The 21,432-nt window shown below is 34.0% G+C and carries 17 protein-coding genes and 1 tRNA gene; 8 read left to right on the top strand and 10 right to left on the bottom strand.

Annotated features, from left to right (window positions below; all coding sequences use genetic code 11):
- Nucleotides 1-165: 165 nt before the first annotated feature.
- On the bottom strand, nt 166-1,557 hold the full coding sequence (locus ACEN2I_RS17350) for an ammonium transporter (RefSeq protein ID WP_441767368.1): 1,392 nt from the start codon (nt 1,555-1,557) through the stop codon (nt 166-168).
- Between the two features lie 262 nt (nt 1,558-1,819).
- Complete coding sequence (locus ACEN2I_RS17355) at nt 1,820-2,311, bottom strand: nuclear transport factor 2 family protein (protein WP_441767369.1); 492 nt, start codon at nt 2,309-2,311, stop codon at nt 1,820-1,822.
- Between the two features lie 231 nt (nt 2,312-2,542).
- Here ACEN2I_RS17355 and ACEN2I_RS17360 point away from each other — a divergent pair, with 231 nt between their 5' ends.
- The 4 genes from ACEN2I_RS17360 to ACEN2I_RS17375 all read left to right on the top strand — a co-directional run bounded on the left by ACEN2I_RS17360 (nt 2,543) and on the right by ACEN2I_RS17375 (nt 7,277).
- Nucleotides 2,543-3,625 (top strand): diphosphomevalonate/mevalonate 3,5-bisphosphate decarboxylase family protein, encoded by a 1,083-nt coding sequence (locus ACEN2I_RS17360; protein ID WP_441767370.1) that lies wholly within the window; start codon nt 2,543-2,545, stop codon nt 3,623-3,625.
- A 109-nt stretch (nt 3,626-3,734) separates the two neighbouring features.
- Nucleotides 3,735-4,673, top strand: a complete 939-nt coding sequence (locus tag ACEN2I_RS17365) for a mevalonate kinase family protein (RefSeq protein ID WP_441767371.1) — start codon at nt 3,735-3,737, stop codon at nt 4,671-4,673.
- Between the two features lie 362 nt (nt 4,674-5,035).
- Nucleotides 5,036-5,992, top strand: a complete 957-nt coding sequence (locus tag ACEN2I_RS17370; RefSeq protein WP_441767372.1) for a geranylgeranylglycerol-phosphate geranylgeranyltransferase — start codon at nt 5,036-5,038, stop codon at nt 5,990-5,992.
- 376 nt (nt 5,993-6,368) lie between these two features.
- Nucleotides 6,369-7,277 (top strand): pseudouridine synthase, encoded by a 909-nt coding sequence (locus ACEN2I_RS17375; RefSeq protein ID WP_294925588.1) that lies wholly within the window; start codon nt 6,369-6,371, stop codon nt 7,275-7,277.
- Between the two features lie 66 nt (nt 7,278-7,343).
- On the opposite strand, the gene ACEN2I_RS17380 is transcribed toward ACEN2I_RS17375, so the two are convergent.
- Nucleotides 7,344-8,447 (bottom strand): DUF4407 domain-containing protein, encoded by a 1,104-nt coding sequence (locus tag ACEN2I_RS17380; RefSeq protein ID WP_441767373.1) that lies wholly within the window; start codon nt 8,445-8,447, stop codon nt 7,344-7,346.
- Between the two features lie 384 nt (nt 8,448-8,831).
- On the opposite strand from ACEN2I_RS17380, the gene ACEN2I_RS17385 reads away from it, so the two are divergent.
- Nucleotides 8,832-11,642, top strand: coding sequence for a TonB-dependent receptor (locus ACEN2I_RS17385; protein ID WP_441767374.1), 2,811 nt, complete (start codon nt 8,832-8,834; stop codon nt 11,640-11,642).
- Nucleotides 11,643-11,716: 74 nt separating this feature from the next.
- The gene (locus tag ACEN2I_RS17390) at nt 11,717-12,775 is read left to right on the top strand and encodes a phytase (RefSeq protein WP_441767375.1); all 1,059 of its coding nucleotides are present in this window, start codon (nt 11,717-11,719) and stop codon (nt 12,773-12,775) included.
- 126 nt (nt 12,776-12,901) lie between these two features.
- Here the strand turns inward: ACEN2I_RS17390 and pckA are convergent, their stop codons facing one another.
- Nucleotides 12,902-14,506 carry a phosphoenolpyruvate carboxykinase (ATP) gene (pckA, locus tag ACEN2I_RS17395; RefSeq protein ID WP_441767376.1) on the bottom strand — a complete coding sequence of 535 codons (1,605 nt, stop codon included), beginning with the start codon at nt 14,504-14,506 and terminating at the stop codon, nt 12,902-12,904.
- Between the two features lie 190 nt (nt 14,507-14,696).
- The gene (locus ACEN2I_RS17400; protein WP_441767377.1) at nt 14,697-15,083 is read right to left on the bottom strand and encodes a DUF423 domain-containing protein; all 387 of its coding nucleotides are present in this window, start codon (nt 15,081-15,083) and stop codon (nt 14,697-14,699) included.
- Nucleotides 15,084-15,256: 173 nt separating this feature from the next.
- On the opposite strand from ACEN2I_RS17400, the gene ACEN2I_RS17405 reads away from it, so the two are divergent.
- Nucleotides 15,257-16,621, top strand: coding sequence for a saccharopine dehydrogenase family protein (locus ACEN2I_RS17405; protein WP_441767378.1), 1,365 nt, complete (start codon nt 15,257-15,259; stop codon nt 16,619-16,621).
- 77 nt (nt 16,622-16,698) lie between these two features.
- On the opposite strand, the gene ACEN2I_RS17410 is transcribed toward ACEN2I_RS17405, so the two are convergent.
- The 4 genes from ACEN2I_RS17410 to ACEN2I_RS17425 form a co-directional block, all read right to left on the bottom strand.
- Nucleotides 16,699-17,916, bottom strand: a complete 1,218-nt coding sequence (locus tag ACEN2I_RS17410; protein WP_441767379.1) for a M56 family metallopeptidase — start codon at nt 17,914-17,916, stop codon at nt 16,699-16,701.
- Nucleotides 17,913-18,284, bottom strand: a complete 372-nt coding sequence (locus ACEN2I_RS17415) for a BlaI/MecI/CopY family transcriptional regulator (RefSeq protein WP_441767380.1) — start codon at nt 18,282-18,284, stop codon at nt 17,913-17,915. The genes ACEN2I_RS17410 and ACEN2I_RS17415 overlap by 4 nt, the downstream gene beginning before the upstream one ends.
- Nucleotides 18,285-18,333: 49 nt before the next feature.
- A complete protein-coding gene (locus tag ACEN2I_RS17420; RefSeq protein WP_441767381.1) occupies nt 18,334-18,756 on the bottom strand; it encodes a hypothetical protein in 423 nt (140 codons plus the stop codon).
- Nucleotides 18,757-19,096: 340 nt separating this feature from the next.
- Nucleotides 19,097-20,485: a dipeptidase gene (locus tag ACEN2I_RS17425; RefSeq protein WP_441767382.1), complete on the bottom strand. Its 1,389-nt coding sequence runs from the start codon at nt 20,483-20,485 to the stop codon at nt 19,097-19,099.
- 108 nt (nt 20,486-20,593) lie between these two features.
- On the opposite strand from ACEN2I_RS17425, the gene ACEN2I_RS17430 reads away from it, so the two are divergent.
- Nucleotides 20,594-20,675, top strand: a tRNA-Leu gene (locus ACEN2I_RS17430).
- A gap of 115 nt (nt 20,676-20,790) precedes the next feature.
- On the opposite strand, the gene ACEN2I_RS17435 is transcribed toward ACEN2I_RS17430, so the two are convergent.
- Nucleotides 20,791-21,432: ISAon1 family transposase (locus ACEN2I_RS17435; RefSeq protein WP_441767383.1), on the bottom strand; the 642-nt coding region annotated here is incomplete at its 5' end.

The following is a 21,432-nucleotide window of genomic DNA, read 5'->3' on the forward strand; positions in this document are numbered from 1 at the left end:
TTTTCAGCAAAATTAAGGAATATAAACGAATGAAAATAGTTCGGTATGTTTTTAAAATTATTTGATAGAAATTCTCCGAATTTAACTTCCTCTATTTTATAAATTTATAAAAGAAATCAGTTATAACGTGATGAATTCATGACAAACCTCGAAATACATTAAATTTTATACTAAATTAGGCTTAGATATTTTTTTAGGCTTTTTTGTTTTTGGCTTGAGGGTTTCGTCATGCTGAGATAAATCCAGTCCAATATATTCGTTTTCTTCAGAAACACGAAGCGGAATAATAAAGTTGGTCACCTTGAATAAAATGTAAGCTCCAAAGAATGTGAAAACCGAAACTAAAACCAAAGCCATCATGTGATGACCAAAAACATTCCAGCCACCATGCAGTAAGCTGGCATCTTCCCCGTGAGCAAAAATGGCAGTCAGGATCATTCCCATAATTCCGCCAACTCCGTGACAGGCAAAAACATCCAATGTGTCGTCAAATCTTTTTGAGAAGCGGCAATTTACTACCGAATTTGAAACCAAAGCCGTAATAAATCCAAAAAACATACTTTCAGGAACCGAAACATAACCTGCAGCTGGTGTAATGGCAACTAAACCAACTACAGCCCCAATACAGGCTCCTAAAGCTGAAACTTTTCTGCCATTCATTCTGTCAAAGAAAACCCACGTTAACATGGCTGCTGCCGATGATGTTGTAGTGGTTGCAAAAGCCATTGCAGCTGTTCCGTTTGCTGCAAGAGCTGAACCGGCGTTGAATCCAAACCAACCGAACCATAACATTCCGGTACCTAATAATACAAACGGAATATTGGTTGGAATGTGCTGACTGTTTTTTCTTTTTCCTAAAACCAGAACTCCTGCCAGAGCAGCAAATCCAGAACTCATGTGCACTACAGTTCCTCCTGCGAAATCTTTGACACCAAAGTAAGAACCTAAAACACCTGTTGGATACCAAACTGAATGGCACAAAGGAGCATAGATAAAAATGGTAAATAAGCTAATGAACAATAGATAGGATATAAAACGAACGCGTTCTGCAAATGATCCTGTAATAATAGCAGGCGCGATAATAGCAAATTTCATTTGAAACAAAGCAAATAACATAAACGGAATCGTACTGGCTAATTCCTTATGTGGTAAAACGCCCACATAATCCATAAAAGCAAAAGTTGCCGGGTTGCCAAAGAAACTATAAAAATGATCTCCTGAACCAAAACCTACAGGTTCTCCAAAAGCCAGACTAAAACCTACTACAACCCATAAAAGCGTTACCACACCCAAACAAATAAAACTTTGTAACATGGTAGAAATAACATTTTTTCGCCCTACCATTCCGCCATAAAAAAAAGATAAACCCGGAGTCATAATTAATACCAGGCAACAAGAAGTTAACATCCAGGCAACATCTGCAGGTATAATATGTTCTGTTGTATCGAATTTAGATAATATATAATCGTTTTCTGTTACAGTTGGCCAAAAAGCACCCAGTATACAAACAATGCTTATAATAATAAAGGAGATAATCCAGCGTTTTTCTATTTTCATTTTTCAAATACTTTTTTTAACCCTATTTTTTTGGGGGCAAAGTTAGAAAAAAATAAATATTCTGATTTTAAGGGGGTGATAAAACCGAGGTAAAATTTTTATTTTAGTAAATTTTGTAAAATTACGCATGGTTTTTTGAGAGTATCTTATTTTGAGCTTCTAAATTTACGCTATTGTTGTGAAATATATTATATTGGAATTGATATTCTTAGTTGAATAGTATTAAAAAAGTTATCATTATAACAAGAATAACAAAGATTGTCTATTTTTTCTGGAGTTCCTTAATCAAAATGTCTTCAATAGGAGATTTTGCTTTTACTACAGCATCTACTTCGTCATTGGGAACCGTCATTGATAAAACATAATGCTGAATTTTCCATTCTTTACCAACTTTTACCAAAACACCAGAGCCACGGCAGATTTTCATTTGCGTGTTTAACAATTCGTCGAACCAGGCCATTTTTCTGGTTTTGTCAAAAAAGATATGACGTTCCAAAGCGATAAAATTCCATGTTGTCCCTTTATCGAAATACGGTTTTGCCCAAGCTTTAAAATCAGGTTTGATCCAGTTTTCGGTAGCATCTGTTCCAATATAGATGGCATCGTTTGTCATGGCATCAAAATAGGCGTCAAATTTCGCATCTGCTGCTGCTTTGTGCCAGGTATCAAGGGTTTGATTGATTTTTTCTTTGTCTAAAGTTTGAGCATTTGCAAAAATGCTCATGAATAAAAGCAGTAGAATTGTGTTCTTCATGTGTAAAAAATTTGAGTTTAAAGGTAAAGAATGATTTTTAATGAAAGAAAGTTTCACGCAGATTTAGCAGATCCGGCAGATAAAATTTTAGATAGCTATTAAATTTTTTTTTTAATCTACGAAATCTGCTTGAAAAAAATATGATTTTGTGGAATTATAAAATTTAAATTATCTTATATAAATTATATAGTGAAATATTTTAAAAAGTATCTTTGCCAAAATTTATAATTCATGTTTACAGCAGCTGATTTTATTCTGAAAAAATATACTTCGACAATCGAAAACGGATATTTTGAATGGAGCGCTCCCAGCAATATTGCATTAGTAAAATATTGGGGGAAAAAAGACAATCAAATTCCGGCCAATCCATCGATTAGTTTTACACTTAATAATTGCAAAACGATTACCAAATTGGGATTTGAGAAAAGAGAAAATCAAGACTCTTTTTCATTTGATTTATTATTTGAAGGAAAACCTAAAGAAGATTTTAAACCAAAAATCAGAAAGTTTTTAGAGCGAATTGAAGTATATCTGCCTTTTTTGAAAGAGTATCATTTTACGATTGATACTCAGAATACATTTCCGCACAGTTCAGGAATAGCCTCTTCGGCTTCCGGAATGGCGGCTTTGGCGATGAATCTTATGAGTTTAGAAAAATTGCTCAATCCTGAAATGACGGAAGAATATTTTTATCAAAAAGCTTCATTTTTGGCCCGTTTAGGTTCAGGAAGTGCCTGTCGAAGTATAAAAGGAAATATAGTAGTTTGGGGAAACCAAAAGAATATAAAAGGAAGTACCGATTTACTTGGAGTTGAATTTCCATATACCATTCATGAAAATTTCGAGAATTATCAGGATACTATTTTATTGGTGGATAAAGGCGAAAAGCAGGTTTCAAGTACCATTGGACACGATTTGATGCACAATCATCCGTATGCCGAGAGACGTTTTGCGCAGGCGCATGAAAATCTGGATTATTTAATTGACATTTTTGAAAGCGGAAATCTGGAAGAGTTTATCAAAGTTGTCGAAAGTGAAGCCCTTACCCTGCATGCTATGATGATGACTTCGATGCCGTATTTTATTCTAATGAAACCCAATACGCTGGAAATCATAAATGAAATTTGGAAATTCAGAAACGATACACAAATCCCGGTTTGTTTTACCCTGGATGCTGGTGCAAATGTTCACGTTTTATATCCGAAAAATGTAGCTGGCAAAGTACTTCAATTAATTAAAGACAAATTAGTTGGCTTTTGCCAAAATGGTCAGTACATTTGCGACGAAATTGGAGCGGGTGCAATTGCGATGTAATTTTTTTGTATCTTTAGGTAAAATTTTAGGTATTCAAAACAAATTCAAATTCACACTGTTTTGACACCAGACAAGACCCAAATAAAATAAAGAAAGACATTAAATAAATATGAAAGGACCATTATTTTACTCAAAAATATTACTCTTTGGAGAATACGGTATTATTCGTGATTCTAAAGGACTTTCTATCCCTTATAATTTTTACAATGGTGCTTTGAAAAAGTCAGAGAAACCTTCGACAGAAGCAATCGCATCAAATGCAAGTTTAAGGCGTTACTCAACTTATCTGGAGGCTTTACAGAATGAACAGCCAAATTTGGTTGTCTTTGATATGCTGGCTTTGAAGAATGATGTCGAAACAGGAATGTATTTTGATTCCAGTATTCCGCAAGGTTACGGAGTTGGAAGCAGCGGTGCATTAGTTGCTGCTATTTACGATAAATATGCCACACACAAAATAACAGTTTTGGAAAATTTAACCCGTGAAAAACTGTTGCAATTAAAAAATATATTTGCTCAAATGGAAAGTTTTTTCCACGGAAAAAGTTCTGGTTTAGATCCTTTAAACAGTTATTTGAGCATCCCGATTTTAATTAATTCAAAAGATAATATTGAAGCTACCGGAATTCCAACTCAAAGTTTTGACGGCAAAGGAGCTGTTTTTTTATTAGATTCAGGAATTGTAGGCGAAACGGCTCCGATGGTGAATATTTTTATGGAAAACCTTAAAGACAAAGGTTTCCGTGCTATGCTTAAAAATCAATTTGTAAAACATACGGACGCTTGTGTAGAAAGCTTTTTGCATGGCGATATGAAGTCTTTGTTCACTAGCACTAAAAAGCTTTCAAAAGTTGTTTTAAATCACTTTAAACCCATGATTCCGGAACAATTTCATGGAATCTGGCAAAACGGAATTGACACAAACGATTATTATTTAAAACTTTGCGGCTCTGGAGGCGGTGGTTATATTTTAGGCTTTACACAAGATTTAGAACGTGCTAAAGTTTCTTTAAAAGATTATAAATTAGAAGTTGTTTATCAATTCTAAGAATAATATCTCTTAAAAATTTACGCTTATTTGTACAGTCTTTTCTAATTTATCAGACTAAGAGTCATTTGGTTTCTACAGATATTGGTCTGTAATTTGCTTTTTTGGTTTAGAAATTAACGATGAAAATTTACTGTTTTTATTCTGGACGATTCTAATCCATAGATTGACTCAGTTTTTTTGTAGACAAAAAGACATTACTAAAATTGAAATTTCTCAAAAAGAAGCCTTGGCATGTATTCGAAAATTAGGTTAATGGTTTAGAAAAATTATTGAAAAAACATCTTTAACTTTTTTATAAGAAAAGCATCTTAAATAAATTTCCTAAATTGCCCCATAAGAACTATAATTTATATGAAAAAATGTTAACCAGACAGCACAAACTTTTAGTAATGAAAATTGTTAGTCTGTTCTCTGTGGTAAGAGGTTACAACATTCCTATTATAATTTTAGCCCAATATTTGTCAGCTATTTTTATACTTGCTCCTGAAAAAAGAGCACTTGATATTTTGCTTGATTTTAATTTATTCCTGATTGTTTTTGCTTCTGCCATTACAATTGCTTCTGGATATATCATTAATAATTTTTACGACAGCCAGAAGGATTTAATCAATAGGCCCAATAAGTCGATGCTCGACCGTTTAGTGAGCCAAAAAACAAAACTATCAGTATATTTCATACTTAATTTTACGGCTGCTTTGATGGCTTTAATTGTTTCCTGGCGCGCTTTTTTATTCTTTTCGGCTTATATTTTCCTGATTTGGTTTTACTCACACAAAATAAAAAAATATGCTATTATTGGAAATTTAACTGCTGCTCTTCTAGCTGTTTTACCTTTCTTTGCTATTCTGTTATATTTTTACAATCAGGTTTCATTTGAAGAAATAGAAAACCACAGGAGTCATTTTACTATTATTTCATCACACGCCATGTTTCTTTTTTTATTATTACTAATTCGTGAGATGATAAAAGATTTAGAGAATTTGAAAGGTGATTTTGCTAATAACTACCAAACTATTCCAATACTTTACAATGAAAACGTTTCAAAGCAAATAATTACTGTTTTAATTTTTTTAACTGTACTTCCGGTTTATGTACTAATTAATATTTATGATGTGGGCTATATGGATATTTATTTTTATGTATGCTTTATCACATTATTATTTTTCTTAGTTTATCTCTGGAAATCTAATTCAAAGGAACAGTATTTACTGTTGCATAATGTTCTTAAGTTTTTGATTGTTTCCGGTGTTTTTTGCATTGTTTTGATTAACCCGAGTGTTTTATGGCACGGAAAGAATTTACTTTCTCAATTATAGGAGTGGATTGCACGAAGTTAACCGGGAGTTACACAAAGTTTTTTAAATAGAGTCTTTGTGTGTCTTAGTGAAATTCTTTGAGAATCTCTATGGAAAAAATTTACTCTTGATAATGCTTAAAAGAAGCCAACTTTTTGAAACTACCACTGTTTAATTCACTTAATACTTATTTTAAGCGGAGTTCCGTGAATTTCATTTGAAGTAGTCTCTTTTGGTTGAGTTTACGGAACAAGATAAAACTGAAAGGGAAACCATGCTAAAAAAAGCTGATTGTGATGCTTCTACAACCTCTTAATTTTAAGGCTATTAATCTAAGAACATTGAACTTAGCATTATTTAGCAAGAATAAACTATCTTTGCACAAATTACAGAATTTATGAACAATAAGGAAGGCAATAATAAAAGAGGCGGATCGAGACCAAATAGCTCCAGATCAAACTCAAGCAAGCCAAAACCTCCTATGGCAAAGCGTGCTCAAGGGCCGAAAAAAGTGAAACCAGCTGTTAAAGCAGCGGAAGAAGAAAAAGCAGAAAAACTTAAAAAACAGAATCAGGCACCTAAAAGACAAAAAGCAGCAGACGAAATTCGTTTAAACAAATATATTTCGAATTCTGGTGTTTGTTCACGTCGTGATGCTGATATATACATTCAGTCCGGAAACGTTAAAGTAAACGGAGTTCCGGTTACTGAAATGGGTTATTTAGTAAAATTAAATGATGTTGTAAACTTTGACGGTGTTGTTTTGACTCCTGAAAAGAAAGAATATATCTTATTAAACAAACCAAAAAACTTTACAACGGCACTTGACGAAGGTCAGGAATATCGTAATGTTTTGGAACTTGTTCGAGGTTCTACTACTGCAAAAATTGCTCCGATTGGAAGAATGGACAAGAACACAACCGGTTTGTTGTTGTTTACAAACGATACGGATATGATACGTAAATTTACTTTGCCAAGTCAAAAATCATCTAAAATCTATCAGGTTTCATTAGATAAAAACTTAAAATTTGAGGATTTGGAAAAAATCAGCAAAGGTTTGGTCTTGGACGGACACCGCGTTTTTGTTGAAGAAATCAGTTATATTGAAAAAGAAGCAAAAAGTGAAGTTGGACTTAAATTGCGTTCATCGAATGTAAAAGTGGTTCGTGCTATTTTTGAAAACTTTGACTATGATGTTTTACGTATTGACCGCGTATCATTTGCAGGTTTGACAAAAAAGAATTTACCAAGAGGTAACTGGCGTTTTTTGACAGATCAGGAAATTATCAATTTGAAAAACGTTTAAGAAACGATTCAGCATAAAAAAATCCTATTTCATTATGAGATAGGATTTTTTTATGCCTTTTTGATTTTATAAAAATGTTGCCTTTTGTTTTTCGACAAAATTATGCGCCTGTAACTCCAGCAATTCGGTCGCCTTTTTACGCTGTAAGTCGTACAGGTTTTTATCTTCAGCAATATCAGCGTAAACTCTGTCATGCATTTGAGCACTGGTTTTTGTCAGTAGCTCACGTTGGTATTTATTTTGTGCCAAAGTTGCTTTCATTGCAGTTTCAGCTTCTTCCTGTTTAAAATCGAATTCGCCTTTTGGAGCCAATAATTTGGCAATAATTGGAGAAGTTTCGATTGCTAAAAATAAAAGCATAATGAAGAAAGATGGCAGCCAGGGCAATTTATCCAAAGCATTGATTCGGGCCATCAAACCATCAAAACCTTCAATAATAGGCTGTGTTTGTGATACCTTTTTATCTAAATCGGCTTGTAGTAGTGTTGCTGCTTTTTCTTTTTCTGCAATTTTTGCTTCATTGGCTGTTTTTAAAGCGGCTAATTCTTTTAAGGAAGCATCGTGTTTTTCTCGTTTCTCTTTATAAACAGGACCTTTCCCAAGTTTTTTAGTTCCGGAAGTACCCTCTGCTTCGGTAATATAGGTTGAATACAGATCGTTTACCTCTTTCTCTTTCTTTAAAACATCGGCCTTTAATGCAGTTATTTCAGCTTTATTTTTATCTAAATCCGATTTGAAATAATTACCAACTTGTTTTTTATTGGCCAATTCCATTTCATTTTTTTCTTTTAATAAAACCGTATTGATTTCTTTTTCGAAGATTTTGATCTCTAAAGGCTTCGAAATTACAATAGCAATAATAATTGCCAGCATAATTCGGGGAGTCGCTTGCAAAAATTCATCCATAAAACGATCTCTCTTTTTAATTGTCGAAACAATAAACCGATCTAAATTAAAAATAAGTAAACTCCATACAAAACCGAAAATTAAGGCTGGATAAATAGAGTCAAAAACAGTAAAAAGCGCATAAGCACTGGCCAGAAAAGCCATAACTGCAGTAAAAAAAACGGTGGCACCAATACCAACATATTTGGTTTGTTCACCTTCTGAACAGCCTTCGAGAAGATCCTTGTCAGCTCCTGAGCACAGAATAAAAAATTGTTTTAACATGATTGATGATTTTTGATTGATACGGCAAATTTAGCGCCAAAAATTTAATTCTGAGCTAAATCGTTAATTTGTTTTTAGTTGAAAATCAATTATTTGATGTTTTGTAACTATTTAGTAATCATTGCTCAGTAATTAATCGATAGTCCTTAGTTGTAAAGTGTAGATTATTCATAATCGTTTTAATAGTAAGCTATCCCTTATTGAATACATAAAAGAACAAGTACTAAGAACTATAGAAACTAAAAGTTGTGATGCCTCTAATGTTACTTAAATATTACTATTTTTTGTTTTAAAGAAGTTAATCATAACAGTAAGTTAATTTTTTTTAAGTAGTTTAATAACACTAAGGTTTTAGTTTCGCACCAAAATCAAACCAAAAACAAAATGAAAAATTTTTATTTAGTAGCGATGCTTTTTTTATTAACGATAACGGGTTATGCTCAGAAAGCAATAATATCTGGAAAAGTTTTGGATGCCGATGATAAACTTCCTTTACCGGGAGCTATGATTCAGCTTGATGGAGAAAACAAATACACCGTCTCTGACTATAACGGACGATTTGAATTGCTTAATATTAATATTGGGACTTATCAGGTAACTGTAAAATATATAGGATACACCTCGAGTACTCAGGAAATCACAGTAGAGCAGGGTAAAAATAATGTAATAGATTTTGCACTTAAAACTTCAGGAACAGAATTGAATGAAGTTGTAGTGGGAGATATTCTAAAAGGTCAGGCTAAAGCACTGAACCAACAAAAAAACAGTAAAAATATCGGAAATATAATTTCGTCAGATCAGGTAGGCCGTTTTCCGGATGCTAATGTTGGGGACGCTTTAAAACGTGTTTCCGGTATTACTATGCAAAATGATCAGGGCGAGGCGCGTAACATTATTATTAGAGGTTTAGCCCCATCTTTGAATTCTGTAACCTTAAATGGTGACCGAATTCCATCAGCAGAAGGAGACAACAGAAATGTTCAGATGGATTTGATTCCTTCAGATATGATTTCGACTATCGAAGTGAATAAAACCTTAACATCAGACATGGATGCAGATGCGATTGGAGGTTCTGTAAATTTAGTTACCAGAGCAACTCCAAATGGAGAGAGAATTTCAGCAACGCTTGCCGGAGGTTATCTGCCAATTCGTGAACACGCTTCCTACACTGCAGGATTAGTTTATGGGAATCGTTTTTTTGACAATAAATTAGGAGCCGTTTTCAGCGGATCATACAATAATGTAGATTATGGGTCAGACAATATTGAAAATGAATGGGTAAAAGATGACTTCGGAAACGAATATTTACAGGCAGCTCAGGTTAGAAAATACGATGTACAGCGTATTCGTCGCAGCGGATCTGTTGCTTTAGATTATAAATTTGATGAGAACAACAGTATTTTCGCCAATGCAATCTATAACTGGAGAGACGATAGAGAAAACCGTTTTAGAACGACTTATGATAATATTGAGCCACTTTACAACGGAGAAGAAATCATTGGTTTTGAAGGCCGTGTAAGACGTCAGACAAAGGGTGGAGTTGACAATGATCGCAACAAAAACAGAAGGCTTGAAGATCAGCGTGTACAAAACTATTCAATTCGTGGAGAGCATTTAATTAACTCAAAATTAGATTTAGACTGGTCTGCCAATTATGCAAAAGCAAGAGAATATCGTCCACAAGAACGTTACATAGAATACCGTCAGAAAGGATTGGAAATGACTCAGGATCTATCTGATTTGAGATTCCCTTTACTTACAACAATGGGAGAATCAACTGATAAATTCAAATTTGATTCGGTTACCGAAAACACAGATGAAACTAGTGAAAGTGAATTTGGTGCAAAAATCAATATCCGTTTTCCATTCTCAGTTATTGCTTCAGAAAAAGGAAGAATAAGAACAGGACTTCGTTTGAGAATGAAAGAGAAAGAAAGAAATAATAATTTTTATTCTTATGAACCTATTAATGACGGAATGGATTTATTATCTGAAGTTGAAACAAGTTATTTTGATGGTAAAAACTTCAATCCGGGAAGCAAATATGTTCCGGGAACTTTCGCTTCGGCAAACTTTCTAGGTAGTTTAGATTTAAATAATGCATCTGTATTTGATAAAGAAACAGATCCTTCGGAATATTTAGCAGTAAACTACAATGCAAAAGAAAATATTTATGCTGCTTATGTAAGATGGGATCAGGATTTTAACGACAAACTTTCAATGGTTATGGGTTTCCGTGTCGAAAATACGCATATCGATTATTCAGGAAATCGTGTACTTGACGAAGAAGAATTAGAAAGCAAAATCAACACTACTAATTCATATACCAATTTGTTACCAAGCATTTCACTTCAATATAATGCGACAAAAGATTTAGTTCTAAGAGCTGCTGCTACAACTGCTTTGGCAAGACCAAACTATTATGCGCTGGCTCCTTATGTAAACAATATTGCGGTTGATAAACAAATTACTGCCGGAAATCCGGATCTTGATGTAACCTATTCGTATAATTATGATTTTATGGCTGAGAATTATTTCAAATCGGTTGGATTAATTTCGGGAGGTGTTTTCTATAAAAGATTAAATGATTTTATTTACAATTATAGTGATAATCAGTATACAGATGCCAAATTTGCGGCCGATTTTCCAAATCAGGCAAACCCGATTCCGGCAGGCGAAAACTGGTCATTTTTGCAATCGAGAAATGGAGATACTGTTGATGTTTACGGTTTTGAAGTGGCATTTCAACGTCAGTTAGATTTCTTGCCAGGGAAATTTTTGAAAGGATTTGGTATTTATTTGAATTATACGTACACCAAATCTAAAGCAAAAGGAATTGCAGATGAGGACGGAAATGAAAGAAACGACATCAGTCTTCCGGGAACTACGCCACATATGTTCAACGGATCGTTATCTTGGGAAAACAAACGTTTCTCTGCCAGGGTTTCAACCAATTTTACATCTGATTATTTAGATGAATTAGGTTCTGAGTCTTATAAAGACAGCTATTATGACAAACAATTTTTCTTAGATGCAAATGCTTCTTATAAAATTACGTCACACCTACGCATTTTTGCTGAAGCCAACAATTTAACGAATCAGCCGTTGCGTTACTATCAGGGAGTTGAAGCGCACACTAAACAAGCAGAATATTACCAGGCACGTTTTAATATGGGACTGAAGTTTGACTTGTAAAATGCAAATTATAAAATTCTTAAATTAGGCAGAACATACTAGTTTTACCTAATTATATTCAAATAAAAATTTTAATGAAACATACATTTATACTCGCTTTTTTATTGTCAAGTGTTTTATTTACAGCTTGTAAAGATGGTAAATTAGCGCCTGTTGCTGCAAATGCAGTAAAACCAACAGCTGTTACAGAAGCTTTGCCTCATGATACAGATGATCCTTCTATCTGGGTTCACCCAACTGATGCTTCAAAAAGTATTATTGTTGGAACAGATAAAGATACAGACGGAGCTTTGTATGCTTTTGATTTAAAAGGGAAAATCGTCGCAAAATCGGAAGTTTTAAAGAGGCCTAACAATGTTGATATCGCTTATGGTTTAATACTTGACGGGAAAAAAGTTGATATTGCCGTGACAACTGAACGCGAAAACAACAAAATAAGAGTTTTTAGTGTACCTGATTTAAAAGCAATTGATAATGGAGGAATTTCAGTTTTTGAAGGTGAAGAATTACGTGATCCAATGGGAATTGCTTTATACACACGTCCTACTGACGGTAAAATATTTGCTGTAGTGGGAAGAAAATCAGGACCTTCAGGAAGCTATTTATGGCAATATGAATTAGCCGGTTCAGGAAAATTTGCTGTAGCAAAAGTGGTTAGAAAATTTGGTGCTTACAGCGGGAAAAAAGAAATTGAAGCCATTGCTGTTGATAATGAATTGGGAACTATTTTATACAGTGACGAACAATTTGGTATCAGAAAATACAAAGCCGATCCTGCTTTAAATGATAATAAAGAATTGGCTCTTTTTGGGAAAACGGGTTTCAAAGCGGATAACGAAGGAATCGCTATTTACAAAAAAACGGATTCTACAGGATATATTTTAGTATCCAATCAACAAGCCAATACTTTTATGGTGTATCCGAGAGAAGGTGTTAAAGGTAATCCGAATGAATATCCTTTATTGGCAGAAATTCCAACTTCGACAATTGAATGTGATGGTGCAGATGCTACTAGTTTTAATTTAGGAGGAAATTACAAAAACGGTCTTTTTGTGGCCATGAGCAACGGAATGACATTTCATTATTATACCTGGGACTTGATTCAAAAACGTATTGACGAGGCAAAAAAATAAACTTTTCAGTGTTGTTTTCAGTCGCAGTTAGTGTTCAGTGTTTATTTTTTTTTACTGCGATTGGAAACCAAACAAAAAAGCTGTTCGATATGAACAGCTTTTTTTAGTTTGAATTAATAATCTTCCTTATTCTGTTTTTGGGGCACCTGCTAAAATTTCAGCATTGGCAAACTCTTCAAATTTGGCAAAATTAGCTTTGAATTTCTGTGCTAATTCGATTGCCTTTTTATCGTATAACTCAGGGTTTTCCCAAGTATTTCTCGGATTTAAAATTTCGGTTGGAACGTTAGGACAGGATTGTGGTTTTGCGATTCCAAATACTTCATGGTTTTCAAATGCTACACCATCCAATTCTCCGTTTAATGCTGCGGTAATCATGGCGCGGGTATATTTTAGTTTCATACGGCTTCCTGTTCCGTAAGCACCGCCTGTCCATCCGGTATTGATCAACCAGACTTTTACATCTGCATCTTTCATTTTTTTGGTCAGCATTTCAGCATAACGTGTTGGATGCAAAGGCATAAATGGTGCGCCAAAACATGCTGAAAAGTTAGGCTGTGGCTCTGTAACACCAGCTTCGGTTCCGGCAACTTTTGCAGTATATCCTGAAATAAAATGGTATGCGGCCTGACCCGGAGTCAATTTTGAGATTGGAGGCAAAATTCCGAAAGAATCTGCGGTTAAGAAAAATATATTTTTAGGATTATGACCAATGGATCCCGGCTGAATATTATCAATATGTGTAATTGGGTAACTTACGCGCGTATTTTGAGTGATCGAAACATCATCATAATCTACTTCGTTTGTTCCGGCTTTGAAAACCACATTTTCTAAAAGTGCTCCTTTTTTGATGGCTCTAAAAATGTCGGGTTCATTTTCTTCAGATAAATTAATAACTTTTGCATAGCAGCCGCCTTCGAAGTTAAAAACTGAATTTTCACTTGTCCAGCCGTGTTCATCATCACCAATTAATTTTCGTTCCGGATCAGCAGATAAAGTAGTTTTTCCTGTTCCTGATAAACCAAAGAAAATAGCTGTATCTCCTTTTTCTCCAACATTCGCACTGCAATGCATTGGAAGCGTATTTTCAAAAACCGGTAAAATGAAGTTTAAAGCAGAGAAAATTCCTTTTTTCATTTCTCCTGTATAACCAGTTCCTCCAATTAAAGCTATTTTTTTGGTAAAATCTAAAATAGCAAAATTAGACTGACGTGTTCCGTCTATTTCCGGATCTGCCATAAAGCTTGGAGCACAAATTACAGTCCAATCTGGCGTAAAGTTTGCTAATTCACTTTCTTCAGGTCTTAAAAACATATTGTAGCAAAACAAATTAGACCAGGCAGTTTCTGTAACAACGCGAACATTTAATTTGTAATTGGCATCAGCACAAACGTATGAATCACGAACAAACACTTCTTTATCCGATAAAAATTGTGTTACCTTATTAAAGAGTTTTTCAAAAGCTTCTGGTGAAAACGGAATATTTACATTTCCCCACCAAACCTGATTCTCAGTAATACTGTCCTTTACAATAAAACGATCCTGTGGAGAACGTCCGGTAAACTCACCTGTATTAATCGCCAATGCTCCTGTAGAATTCTCAACGCCTTGTCCAGATTCTACAGTCATAGCATGTAGTTCATCTGCGGATAATTGATAATGAATTTTTGCATTTTTGATTCCTAAATTAGTTAGCGAAATCGATTTCGTGGAAAGTGTATTAGTCTCCATAAATTTTAATTGTTGTGTTATATTGTTTATTCTAAAATATCAATTTTAAAATATAATTCAACTTAATACAGTGTTATATTATTTGTATTTAATCATAAATAATACAAAATATTAACACCGACAAAGTTACATGTTATATATAAAACAAAATTAGGTAATAAAATTTAGATAGAATTTTTTTAAACCAATTTTATGATTTTTTCTTAAAAAAAGTAACTAAAACCACTAACCAAGCGAAGATTAATAGGAGTCCGCCTATTGGAGTTACGAATCCTATAATTTTAAAGTCAATAGAGGTTACATTTTTTGTAGTCAGTAAATAAATAGAACCTGAAAAGAAAAGAACACCTGCCAGTACTAAATTATATATCACTTTTTGCACTTTTAAAGGTAATTCGTTTCTGGATGCCACAAAAAACAAAAAGAAAGCATGGTACATTTGATAGCGAACACCTGTTTCAAAACTGGTTAATTGTTCCGGAGTTAATATTGCTTTTAAGGCATGTGCACCAAAAGCCCCCAAAATAATCGCTAACATTCCAAAAACTGCAGCTGTAATAATTATTTTTCTTTGCATTTTTTACATTTTAATATCACAAAAATAGTCTTAATTCACTCAAACAAAAAACATTTCAAATGTACTTTTCAATAAAATCCGATTTACTTTGTTTCTTTTGTTTTAAAATTTTTACCATTTACAAATTGTTATTTTTGTAACAATTTACTATGTTTGTGTTATATATGTAAATTATGAAGCATATTCTAATTGTTGGAGCCGGAAGATCCTCATCTTCTTTGATACGGTATTTGCTTTTAAAATCTGAAAGCGAAAATCTGCATATTGTTGTCGCCGATTTATCTTTGGCTTTGGCCGAAAGAAAGACTCAAAATCATCCCAATGCCACTCCCATAGCCTTAAATATTTTTGAAGTTGAAGAAAGAAAGACTGCGATTGAAAATGCTTCTATTATAATTTCGATGCTTCCCGCCTATTTACATATTGAAATTGCTAAAGATTGTTTAAAATTCAAAAAACACCTCGTAACGGCTTCCTACATAAGTGATGGCATGCAGGAATTAAATGAAGAAGCTAAGAAAAACAATTTGATTTTTATGAATGAAGTGGGCCTCGATCCGGGAATTGATCATATGAGTGCCATGAAAGTTATTGACGAAATCAGGGAAAAAGGCGGAAAAATGCTTTTGTTTGAATCTTTTTGCGGCGGATTGGTAGCGCCCGAATCAGACAATAATTTGTGGAATTACAAATTTACCTGGGCGCCCAGGAATGTAGTATTAGCGGGTCAGGGTGGTGCAGCAAAATTTATTCAGGAAGGTACTTATAAATACATTCCATACGGAACTTTATTTCGCAGAACAGAGTTTCTTGAAGTGGAGGGTTACGGTAAATTTGAAGCCTATTCTAACCGTGATTCGCTTAAATATCGCTCAATTTATGGTTTAGATGACATACTGACATTATACAGAGGAACGATCAGAAGAGTTGGTTTTTCGAAAGCCTGGAATATGTTTGTACAATTGGGCATGACAGACGACAGTTATATCATGGAAGATTCTGAAAACATGAGCTATCGTCAGTTTACCAATTCATTTTTGCCTTATCACCCAACCGATTCAGTAGAAATAAAAATGCGTTTGATTTTAAAAATCGATCAGGACGATATTATGTGGGATAAACTTTTGGAACTGGATTTGTTTAATGCTGACAAAAAAGTGAATTTACCGAATGCAACTCCGGCACAGATTTTAGAAAAAATACTTTCGGACAGCTGGACGCTGGAACCCGATGATAAAGATATGATCGTGATGTATCATAAATTTGGCTATGAATTGAATGGTGAGAAAAAGCAAATTGATTCGAAAATGGTCTGTATTGGAGACGATCAAACTTATACGGCAATGGCAAAAACGGTTGGTTTGCCAGTTGCCATAGCAACATTATTAATTTTGAATGGCAAGATTACTACCCCAGGCGTGCAGCTTCCTATCAATAAAGAAGTTTATATGCCTATTTTAGAGGAATTAGAAGAGTATGGTGTTATTTTTCATGAAGAAACCATGCCTTATTTTGGATACAATCCGGATTTGTTTTAAACGGATTTATTTTTAGTTTTTGAATTTTTTTATTATCCGCTTCTGAATTTTAGAAGCGGATTTTTTTAATTAATATCTTACTTATCAGCTTGAATAGTGATAGGTAAACTGTACATCACCCGAACTGGTTTTCCTTCTTGTGTGGCAGATATCCACTTTGGAGAAAGTTTTAAAACGCGAATAGCTTCATCTCCTAAACCGTAACCTGCATCTTTTACAATTTTAAATTCAGACAAGCTTCCGTCTTTTTCAACCATAAATTCCATATAAATTTTAGCCGTTATTTTATTTTTTGAAGCTTCTTGGGACATTTTAAAATTTTGCCCCACAAATTTATAAAACTCTTCAATTCCTCCAGGGAATTGCGGCTCTTTGACACTTGTTGTATCATAACGTATTGCAAAACCATCTTTTAATTTAGAACTTCCTGTTTGTGCTGTAATCTTTGTTGTAAAAACAAAAAATAAGAAAACAAAAAAACTTAAACTTACAAGAGATTTTAAAAGCATAATACGTGTAGATTTTTTCTTAGTCATCATAATAAAACGTTTTTTAGTTATTAAATAGTTGATATTACTTGCTATAGCGACATAATTTGTATTTGAAGCAAAACTTAAAAGAATTTGCTGATAATTTGAAATAGAGTCAAATTGCTTGTTTACTTCCTCATCAGCTAAAAATTCGTGATTGAGTTTAATGGCTTTTTTATAGAAAACAAAGACGGGATTAAACCAAAAGATAATTTGTAAAACTTCTATGAAAATAATGTCTAAAGTGTGCTTTTGCTGTAAATGGGCTTTTTCGTGAATTATCAACTCTGATGAAATTCTACCATTTTCAAAATCTTCTTTATTAATGAAAATTGAATTCCAAAAAGAGTGAGGTAAGATGTTTTTCTGAATCAGAACTATTTTTTGATGGTTTATAAGCAGAGTTTCATTACGGACTATTTCTTTATAAAACGAAAATAAGTTCTTTAGAAACCGAACAAGTAAACCTATAAAAACGACAATATAAATTATCGAAATTAAATCTCTCAAACTATAATTTTCGATAAATGGATTTATTTTATTTTTGTTTATAATTATAATTCCATCTAAATTATAAGCATTTATTACATCGGGAATTTTTGATTGAAACAAAAATAAGTTAAGCGGAATTACCAAACTAAAAACTAAACTTCCTAATAAATAAGCGCGATTATAACTAAACATTTTTTCATTTTCTAACCACAATTTGTACACTCCGTAAAAAAACAAAAGCAATATTCCTGATTTAATAAGATAAACTATCATTTTTTCTTTTTTTGAATTTGACTATCAATAATTTTTTTGAGATCTTCTAATTCCGAAGCGGATAAATTGGTTTCGGTGGTAAAGAAAGAAGCAAACTGTGATGCCGAATTATTAAAAAAATTACTTATTAATCCGTTTACATGCTTGGAGAAATAAGCTGTTTTTTTAACCAAAGGATAATATTCTCTGGAATTTCCGAATTCGTTATACGCTACGAATTTCTTGTCAATCATTCTTTTCAAAAGTGTTGCAACGGTTGTAGTTGCTGGCTTTGGTTCCGGGTAAGCTTCGAGCAAATCTTTCATAAAGGCTTTTTCAAGTGTCCATAGATGCTCCATTAATTGTTCTTCTGAGTTTGATAATTGCATTTTTTGTTTTTAAAGATTTCTTTGTTCAGACGCAATTTGTGCGCCTCTTTTATTTTATTTCTTGTTCTGAAATCAGTTCGCCTTTGTTGTATTTTTTAATCTCTGTTAATTTCCCTCTATTCGAGTAGAATTTCCATTTTCCAAAATAAAACCAATGTGTTTCTACCGAATCAATTTCAATTTTGGTTTTCCCTTTAGACTGTAGTTTTCCGTTTTCGTAATAATATTTTACAACACAAATCCCGTTTCTATATTTCTCTGTTTTATAGATTTTTCCGTTGATATAGGATTTCCATTTTTTAATTGGTTCATTATGTTTATAATGTTCAACCGATTTATACCTGATATTGTCTTGTTCGTAATTGTCAATCCAGACTCCTTCTTTTTTCTTATCAATCATTTGATTAATCGGCTTGCTTTTACATCCCGAAATCAATATGGCATAAATTACTAAAATAAAAAATTGACGCATTCCTATATTTTTGCTCTACGTTTATAGATGCTGTTCTACAAATGTAGAAATAAAATTTTAATGTACAAGTTTTTTGAAAGTTTTTTGAGATTCTAAGTTGTTAATGCTGTGAGTTTTCTTCTTGGGAATCAATAATCTCTATTTAACCTGACTGCGCGTTAGGGATGGGAGCGGCATCCTTTTGCGATAGGCATAATATCTGGCTAAACCTAAAACCTAAATCGCAAAAGATACAGTGGACAGCCCGACCGTAGGGAACGCCCAACTTACTATCAATTTTCAAAACTCAAAAAAAAATCCGCTCATTGCTGAACGGATTTAAATTATAGCGATAATTGAACTATTTGGAAAGCTCTACAAAATACTTGTAAAACAACGGAATAGTTTCGATTCCTTTTAAGTAATTGAAGATTCCGAAATGCTCGTTTGGTGAGTGAATGGCATCACTGTCTAAACCGAAGCCCATCAAAATAGTTTTGCTTTTCAGTTCTTTTTCGAACAAAGCTACAATTGGGATACTTCCTCCTGAACGAACCGGAATAGCAGGAACTCCAAACGTTTCGGTGTAGGCTTTGTTTGCTGCCTGATAACCAACGCTGTCAATTGGCGTTACATAGCCCTGACCTCCGTGGTGGGGCGTCACTTTTACGGTAACTCCTGCCGGAGCAATGCTTGTGAAATGTTTTGTGAATAAATCTGTGATTTCATGCCAGTCCTGATTTGGAACCAAACGCATCGAGATTTTAGCAAAAGCTTTGCTGGCAATAACTGTTTTGGCTCCTTCGCCCTGATAACCACCCCAGATTCCGTTTACGTCTAATGTTGGACGGATGGAGTTGCGTTCGTTGGTTACATAGCCTTTTTCGCCGTAAACATCGTTTAGGTTTAAGGCATTTTTATATTTTTCTAAGCTGAAAGGCGCTTTGGCCATTTCGGCTCTTTCTTCTGCAGATAATTCCTGAACTTTATCATAGAATCCCGGAATCGTAATATGATTGTCTTCGTCGTGAAGGGAAGCAATCATTTTTGCCAGAACATTTATCGGGTTGGCTACTGCTCCGCCATATAAACCGGAATGCAAATCGCGATTTGGACCTGTAACTTCCACTTCAACATAGCTCAAACCTCTTAAGCCTGTCGTAATAGACGGCTGTTGGTTGGAAATCATTCCGGTGTCTGAAATTAAGATTACATCGTTTTTCAGTTTTTCCTGATTGCGTTCTACGAACCAGGCCAAACTTGCGGAACCTACTTCTTCTTCGCCTTCGATCATGAATTTTACGTTACACGGAAGCGTATTGCTCTGCACCATATATTCCAATGCTTTTACGTGCATGTACATTTGTCCCTTGTCGTCGCAGGCACCACGCGCGAAAATCGCTCCGTCAGGATGAATATCTGTTGTTTTGATAACGGGTTCGAAAGGTGGGGATGTCCATAATTCCATTGGATCCGGCGGCTGAACATCATAATGTCCATAAACCAAAACCGTTGGTAAATTAGGATCGATTATTTTCTCTCCGTAGATAATTGGATAACCGGGAGTATCACAAATTTCAACTAAATCACAGCCTGCTTTTGATAAACTTGCTTTTACAGCCTCGGCTGTGTCAATAACATCTTGTGAGTATGCGGTGTCGGCACTTACCGACGGAATTTTTAATAGTTCGATCAATTCGCTGATAAACCGATCTTTATGTTGTTGAACATATGCTTTTATATCTTCCATTTAAAATATTTTTGTAGAATTTCAAATATACAAAAAAGAGAATAAATATTTTTTTTCAAAATTGCTTTGAAAATTCGAAGTTATGCTTATCTTTGCACCCACAATTACGCGGATATGGTGAAATTGGTAGACATGCCAGACTTAGGATCTGGTGCCGCAAGGCGTGTAGGTTCGAGTCCTATTATCCGCACTGAAAAAAGCTTCTGAGATACTCAGGAGCTTTTTTGTTTTTTATTGCATTCGATTTTGTTGTAAAGTTGTTGATAAACAATGGACCAAGACGAAAACCTGTGGATCGATAAAATTTAAGCATAAATATTAGTTAGCCTAAAAAGGAAGTATTCTATATTTCTAACACCTCTTAATTTTGATCTGAATGCTTTTATTTTAGCATTAAAAGATTCTGCAGATGCATTAGTGCTTCTGTTGTCAAAATAGTTCAATATGGTTTGATAATGATTCATAATTGTACGAGAGATTGTGCCGAAAGACTTAAATCCAGACTGATTTACTTTTTCATGCCATTTGGCTAGTTTAGCAAAACCTATTATTTTATCTTTTGTATTCTCAAAGATGCCACGGAGCTCTTGAGTTAGATTATATCCTTTTTGAATATCAGGATATAACTCAAATAGTAAGACAGCTCGTTCTGTTTGATTTTGAGTCCATTTCGATTTGGTCTTGTACAAGAAATAGCGACTTCTTGCTAGTAGTTGCTTAAGGGTGTCCCCATTTGAAAGTATTTTTGATTCGAAATTTACTTTTGCCTTTTTGGCTTTTTCTATAGCATCATTTTCCTGATCGATAGCTTGCCAACGATATTTAATCCTGATTTCCTGAAGGGCTTCTGTGGCTAGCTTTTGAACATGAAATCGGTCTGTAACGCGAGTAGCATTAGGAAAACACTTTTTAGCTATCAATCCCATGTTTCCAGCCATATCCAGGGT

The sequence above is a fragment of the Flavobacterium sp. W22_SRS_FK3 genome (assembly GCF_052113665.1).
Lineage (GTDB): Bacteria > Bacteroidota > Bacteroidia > Flavobacteriales > Flavobacteriaceae > Flavobacterium.

What these genes read in the sequence shown, in the direction of transcription:
- ACEN2I_RS17380 (WP_441767373.1), bottom strand. Translation starts at nt 8,447, where the DNA reads ATGTTAAAACAATTTTTTATTCTGTGCTCAGGAGCTGACAAGGATCTT.
- ACEN2I_RS17355 (WP_441767369.1), bottom strand. Translation starts at nt 2,311, where the DNA reads ATGAAGAACACAATTCTACTGCTTTTATTCATGAGCATTTTTGCAAAT.
- ACEN2I_RS17410 (WP_441767379.1), bottom strand. Translation starts at nt 17,916, where the DNA reads ATGATAGTTTATCTTATTAAATCAGGAATATTGCTTTTGTTTTTTTAC.
- ACEN2I_RS17390 (WP_441767375.1), top strand. Translation starts at nt 11,717, where the DNA reads ATGAAACATACATTTATACTCGCTTTTTTATTGTCAAGTGTTTTATTT.
- ACEN2I_RS17405 (WP_441767378.1), top strand. Translation starts at nt 15,257, where the DNA reads ATGAAGCATATTCTAATTGTTGGAGCCGGAAGATCCTCATCTTCTTTG.
- ACEN2I_RS17400 (WP_441767377.1), bottom strand. Translation starts at nt 15,083, where the DNA reads ATGCAAAGAAAAATAATTATTACAGCTGCAGTTTTTGGAATGTTAGCG.
- ACEN2I_RS17415 (WP_441767380.1), bottom strand. Translation starts at nt 18,284, where the DNA reads ATGCAATTATCAAACTCAGAAGAACAATTAATGGAGCATCTATGGACA.
- pckA (WP_441767376.1), bottom strand. Translation starts at nt 14,506, where the DNA reads ATGGAGACTAATACACTTTCCACGAAATCGATTTCGCTAACTAATTTA.
- ACEN2I_RS17365 (WP_441767371.1), top strand. Translation starts at nt 3,735, where the DNA reads ATGAAAGGACCATTATTTTACTCAAAAATATTACTCTTTGGAGAATAC.
- ACEN2I_RS17420 (WP_441767381.1), bottom strand. Translation starts at nt 18,756, where the DNA reads ATGCGTCAATTTTTTATTTTAGTAATTTATGCCATATTGATTTCGGGA.
- ACEN2I_RS17425 (WP_441767382.1), bottom strand. Translation starts at nt 20,485, where the DNA reads ATGGAAGATATAAAAGCATATGTTCAACAACATAAAGATCGGTTTATC.
- ACEN2I_RS17370 (WP_441767372.1), top strand. Translation starts at nt 5,036, where the DNA reads ATGTTAACCAGACAGCACAAACTTTTAGTAATGAAAATTGTTAGTCTG.
- ACEN2I_RS17385 (WP_441767374.1), top strand. Translation starts at nt 8,832, where the DNA reads ATGAAAAATTTTTATTTAGTAGCGATGCTTTTTTTATTAACGATAACG.
- ACEN2I_RS17360 (WP_441767370.1), top strand. Translation starts at nt 2,543, where the DNA reads ATGTTTACAGCAGCTGATTTTATTCTGAAAAAATATACTTCGACAATC.
- ACEN2I_RS17350 (WP_441767368.1), bottom strand. Translation starts at nt 1,557, where the DNA reads ATGAAAATAGAAAAACGCTGGATTATCTCCTTTATTATTATAAGCATT.
- ACEN2I_RS17375 (WP_294925588.1), top strand. Translation starts at nt 6,369, where the DNA reads ATGAACAATAAGGAAGGCAATAATAAAAGAGGCGGATCGAGACCAAAT.